Origin of the sequence: Hydrocoleum sp. CS-953, from assembly GCF_002260545.1 — a bacterium.
In the GTDB taxonomy this organism is placed as follows: Bacteria; Cyanobacteriota; Cyanobacteriia; order Cyanobacteriales; family Microcoleaceae; genus Trichodesmium.
Map to the genome: position 1 here is coordinate 1 of NZ_LGSU01000614.1, position 3,868 is coordinate 3,868.

The following is a 3,868-nucleotide window of genomic DNA, read 5'->3' on the forward strand; positions in this document are numbered from 1 at the left end:
TTTGGAAACCAAACCCCTACAATTTTTTTTCACAAATCATTTAGAATTAGTATATCCCTACTAAAACCTTGATTAAATCTGCTATAAATTTACTTTAGGTTTTAGCTGACTAAATCCCTAAACATTAAAATTTATCAGCAACATTCAAACCAACATTCCCCACCTCAACTTGTAATATTAAAAGTCATATAATAATTGGTAGCTTGACAGATATTTATACTCGATCAATCATCTTGATTTACTTTTTCATTCTGTGAGAGCTAATGAAAAAAATTAGAATTTTGGTTGTATACTCACAAAAATTGTGATATCCTAATGATTAGATGGCGCTACTCGCATATAGACATGACTTTTTATTCAAGTAAATTTCATCAGCTCCAATATGCTAATGAAAAAAAATAGAATTTTGGTTGTATCCTCACAAAAATTGTGATATTCTAATGATTAGATGGTGCTACTCGCATACAAACATGATTTTTTATTCAAGTAAATTTTATAAACTCCGATATGCTAAGAAGAGATAAAGCATGAATACTTACTTAATTCTTCCTTCCTTCGTTACTATCTATGACTTCTGACCGCAACTAATAACTAATAACTAATAACTAATAACTAATAAATGATAAATGATAACTAATAACTAATAACTAATAACTAATAACTAATAACTAATAACTAATAAATGATAAATGATAACTAATAACTAATAACTAATAACTAATAAATGATAACTAATAAATGATAAATGATAAATGATAAATGATAACTGATAACTGAATTAACCCTGATTAACTTCCTCAATAACCCAATGAAAAGTTTCCATTACTTGCTGCAACGCCTCATCATCTTCCAACGTTGATAAACGTAAACTAGGCGCTCTAAACTCATCAGAATTTCCTGGTAAAGCCAAACCAATAGAACTTAATTTACTTCTTAATTCCAACCATTTACTATCACTATTAAATGGAGGTTGAGAACTATATTTATTAGAATAAATTTCCAAACGACCAGAAATATCAATACTAAACAACTCTAGATTTTTTCTCCCTAGTTGATTAACTATTGCTGCAAAACCACCATAAACATCCCCCGTACCCCACTGAATTTTCACCAAAGGTTCTTGATTTTTAGCCCAGTTATGAATTTTTCTTACTATTGAAGCTTCATCAGCACCCCATCTCATTTTAAACTCTGGAAAGAAAGACACCTCATCCCATCTCCTCCTTTCGCGAGTCGTGCTTGATTTTTTCAATTGTGCTTCTGTAGTTTGACCAATTACTCTAGGAACTAAAGTTCTTAAACCATCTTGACTAACATATTGTTTAATTTCTAGTGCTAAAATTTCTACTGGGTCCATCTGTCCGTTGAGGAACTCCACTATCCTTCTTACTTCCGCCGGAATATCCTCTGCCACAAATACTAAACGAATTTTCCCTGCCTGTAGATTAGTTTTAACTTTCTGCCAAAACTTTTCCTCATTAGCATCCTCACCCAGAAACTCTTCAAATACCTGTTCCGGGTCACGACCATTTTCTCGACAATTAACTTCAAACTTAGCAATAATTGATTCCAGAGGCCAATAAATTCCTGCATTAGCAGCATAATCAANATTTCTACTGGGCCCCTCTTTCCTTTGCTTCCCCCCCCTCTCCTTCTTCCTTCCTCCTTCCTCTCCTCTTCCCCCCCTCCTCCCAGACTTGTCCCTCACTCTAGAATCGTTTTAACTTTCTGCCAAAACTTTTCCTCATTAGCATCCTCACCCAGAAACTCTTCAAATACCTGTTCCGGGTCACGACCATTTTCTCGACAATTAACTTCAAACTTAGCAATAATTGATTCCAGAGGCCAATAAATTCCTGCATTAGCAGCATAATCAATCATTTGACCTACAACTTTTTGACGAGCTTCTGCATTATAAGTTGCTTTTACTTCTACTAATGTCGGAATAGCTTCTTGATCGAGAAATAAATGAGATAATGCCCATTCCTGAGTCATCTCTTCTTCTTTTGATACTGCTACTTCCCGTGAAATTAATAACCATCGTCTAGGGGTACCTCTATCTATATCATCATCATCCCCTGCTAGGAGATTAGGATAAGTTTCCAGAAATTCTTGTAGTTGATCTTCGGAATCATAAGCTTGTTCTGTCATTTCCACAAGTTGGTCGTTATCCTGAATTAAATAAATACCTCCCCNAAATTCTTGTAGTTGATCTTCGGAATCATAAGCTTGTTCTGTCATTTCCACAAGTTGGTCGTTATCCTGAATTAAATAAATACCTCCCCCCATGAGTCTACCCCTATTATATAAGTTATAAAGTTAAAAGTTAAAATTACTAAATCTTAATATTACTAGCTATCATAATTTTTCTGCGGAATGCTGCTAGATAATTAATAATTAATAATTAATAATTTAAAGATCAGATACTGGAGAGTACAAAGTTCTCCCAAATAATGATTTGCTTTCAAGACTGAAAGTATTACTGGAAAATGGTTATAGTACCTACAGTTCTCAAGAGAAAGTTTCTAACCTTTAGATAGATAGCTGAAAGCTTTAGCTAGCAATATTTATTCCCAGAACTTTGCACTGTCTAGATAAGATAGGTAAACAAAACAAATTCTATTATACATTGAGCCAAGCTTAATTCTGACTGTCTAAACATCCCGCTTTGTCAATAATTATTTATAGTGCTTAGTTTCCATTATCAATTATCCATTATCAATTATCCATCAATAATTCCTGCAAATACTTTTTCTGCTGGTCCGCTCATAACAAATTATATATTGAGCGAAGCCTAATTCTGACTGTCTAAACATCCCGCATTGTCAATAATTATTTATAGTGCTTAGTTTTCATTATCAATTATCCATTATCAATTATCCATCAATAATTCCTGTAAATACTTTTTCTGCTGGTCCAGTCATATAAATTTTTTTGTCTGTAGTTGACCATTCAATTTCCAAACAACCTCCAGGTAACTCTACCGTAACTAAGCGCTCATTTTTTTGAGTTAAAACCCCTGCCACTACTGACGCACAAGCACCTGTACCACAAGCTAAAGTTGCACCAGCTCCTCTTTCCCATACTCGCATTTTTACATATTTTGGACTAATAACTTGAATAAATTCTGTATTAGTCCTTTCTGGAAATACTGGATGATGTTCAAATTCAGGACCTATTTTTGCTAAGTCAATAATACTAACATCTTCCACAAAAGTTATACAGTGGGGGTTGCCCATACTCACACAGGTGACAGACCAAGACTTTCCAGCTACTTCTAGAGATTGAGCTACAACTTTTTCATTAGGATTACTTAAAGTTGTCGGTATTTCGGATGCCAATAGTCTTGGTTGTCCCATATCAACCGTTACTTGACCATCACCTTGTAATTCTGGAACAATCAGACCAGCCCCAGTATAAATATTATATTTAGTCTTCTTATTATTTTCTAGTTCTGCTATAAACTTAGCTAAACATCTAATCCCATTTCCACACATTTCTGGTTCCGAACCATCAGAATTGAAAATCCGCATGGTATAATCAGCTTGCTCTTCTCCAGGTAGGGCAAAAATTACACCATCTGCACCAATACCAAAATTGCGATCGCATAATTTTATCGCTTGTTCTGGTGTTAGTATAGGTTGTGATTGGTGGCGATTATCAATCAAAATAAAATCGTTACCTAGACCATGATATTTAGTTAATGATATTGTCATTATTATCCTCCAATAATTAGGTTAAATTTTATTCTATAGTAGGGAACAGTTAGAAAACAATTATGTTTTACCGAAAAATAAAGGTATAAAGCCTCTCACTCACCGTGGAGAAACAAAAAAAATTTCCTTTTATTCAATCCTATCCGTTTTTA

General features: G+C 33.8%; 2 protein-coding genes and 1 pseudogene. All 3 read right to left on the reverse strand.

The features are described from left to right. Nucleotides 1-778 precede the first annotated feature (778 nt). Nucleotides 779-1,608, reverse strand: an 830-nt coding sequence (locus AFK68_RS41165; RefSeq protein ID WP_143437643.1) for a hypothetical protein, incomplete at its 5' end; no start/stop codon positions are given. Between the two features lie 249 nt (nucleotides 1,609-1,857). Continuing rightward, nucleotides 1,858-2,151: pseudogene (locus AFK68_RS44445) on the reverse strand (hypothetical protein); the annotation flags it as partial. Between the two features lie 725 nt (nucleotides 2,152-2,876). Next, nucleotides 2,877-3,716, reverse strand: a complete 840-nt coding sequence (gene dapF / locus AFK68_RS06815) for a diaminopimelate epimerase (protein WP_094672109.1) — start codon at nucleotides 3,714-3,716, stop codon at nucleotides 2,877-2,879. Between the last annotated feature and the right edge of the window lie 152 nt (nucleotides 3,717-3,868).